Raw genomic sequence first — 546 nt, 5'->3', positions numbered from 1 at the left:
TCTTCTTCCAAAGGAATAGAGGTAGGATTAACAAGATGCCAATGATCTCCATTATAAAACAATGTATAAATGCACCCTTGTTGGATTTCCCCTCCCGATAATGCACTGATGCCTAATTCTGTTGCTTTATAAACAGGCTTGCCATCTAAATCATTTAAGACAATCGTGGTCGCTCCAACATTCCTGCCCGTCGCCATAAAGCGCAAAACGATACCATTCTTATACTCTAAAAACTGTGAAGTGCTTGCAAGCCTTATCACACTCGTTTGTTGGACATGATCATTTGTAACAATGCCTTCAAGCTCTCCACCCGTGTCTGACAAATACTCACTTATCCTTTGCATCATCACACGGGCGCTCGTATTCACACTGCTAGGATACTGTCCTTCTGACCAATCAATCAAATCATCCACGCGCGTATTATCCGCCGCTCTAAGCGACCAATCATAAATCGTTGACATCTCTCGTGAATCCTAATTCCGGTAAAATGGTCCGTAAAACGCCCGCATGAATTGCGTCATCAAAGGATTATCATCATCACTCTCT

The 546-nt window shown here is 42.7% G+C and carries 2 pseudogenes; both read right to left on the bottom strand.

From position 1 onward, the window contains the following. A pseudogene (locus tag ACFIKJ_RS09720) lies at positions 1 to 461 on the bottom strand (phage tail protein); the annotation flags it as partial. 12 nt (positions 462 to 473) lie between these two features. After that, a pseudogene (locus ACFIKJ_RS09715) lies at positions 474 to 546 on the bottom strand (lytic transglycosylase); the annotation flags it as partial.

Source organism: Bartonella sp. PS7NMGDW (assembly GCF_042193585.1).
Taxonomy (GTDB): domain Bacteria; phylum Pseudomonadota; class Alphaproteobacteria; order Rhizobiales; family Rhizobiaceae; genus Bartonella; species Bartonella grahamii.
The sequence above is the reverse complement of the archived record's forward strand: the minus strand, read 5'-3'. Positions and strand labels throughout refer to the sequence as shown.